Annotated in this window: 1 protein-coding gene; it reads left to right on the top strand. The window is 44.9% G+C overall.

Annotated elements, in window-relative coordinates:
• Window positions 1-1,029, top strand: a 1,029-nt coding sequence (locus EV693_RS09425; protein ID WP_207906511.1) for a YadA C-terminal domain-containing protein, incomplete at both ends; no start/stop codon positions are given.

Here is a 1,029-nt window from a genome sequence, read left to right as displayed (position 1 = left end):
CAAAGCAAAAGATAACACCGTTGAAATCACCCTTAACCGTAATATCTCCCTTGATTCTGTCTCAACAGGTCAAACTCGACTTGATAATCACGGCTTAACCATTAAAAATGGACCAAGTGTCACTGACAAAGGAATTGACGCTGGTAATAAAAAAATTACCCTCGTCGCTAACGGGACTATCTCCGCTAACAGCAAAGACGCTATCAATGGTAGCCAATTGTATGCTGAAGTCCATCACCTCAACCAGCATATACAAGCCGCTAAAACCGAAGTCCACGCTGGCGAAAATGTTACCATCTCACCAGTCTCTCAAGGCAGCGCAGGACAAACTATCTATACCGTCAATGCCAGAGATACCTCCTCCACTGTCTCAACTACCTCTGCACTGACTGTCCATAAAGCTGTCCCTAAAAAACTAGACGGTACTCTCGTGACTGACTATCAAATTGATTTAGCCAGTACAACGAAAAATGATATCCAAAAAGGAGTCGATGCTCACACAACCGTCAATAATAAAGGCTTAACCTTCCATGCTGACAGTGGCTCTTCTCAATCCCAAAAACTTGGTAGCTCCATCACGATAAAAGGCGATGATAATATCTCTACCTCCGCACAAGCAGATTCACTCTCTATTGCACTCAAACAAGATATTAAAGTCAGTTCCATTGAAACCAACAAACTGACTATCGGCAGTGGCGACAAACAAGTCTCTCTCTCCTCTCAAGGATTGAATAACGGCGGTAACCGACTCTCCAATGTCGCTTATGCTCAACGAGACTATGACGCCGTCAATCTCAAGCAATTGAATAACGTTAATGAACAAATTCAGCAACGACTCAATAAGCTTAATGAACGACTGCTTCTCTCTCAACGTGAATACCGTGCAGGTATCGCCGGTAATAATGCCGCTATCGCATTACCTCAAGCTGCACTCGCCGGCAAATCTATGCTCGCCGCCTCTGTCGGACATTATGCGGACGAAGGCGCTATCGCTGTTGGTTATTCCACCGTCTCACACAGTGGCAAGGT

The organism is Nicoletella semolina (assembly GCF_004345745.1).
In the GTDB taxonomy this organism is placed as follows: domain Bacteria; phylum Pseudomonadota; class Gammaproteobacteria; order Enterobacterales; family Pasteurellaceae; genus Nicoletella; species Nicoletella semolina.
Note: the sequence above shows the minus strand (reverse complement) of the source record. Positions and strands in the feature narration are given on the sequence as shown.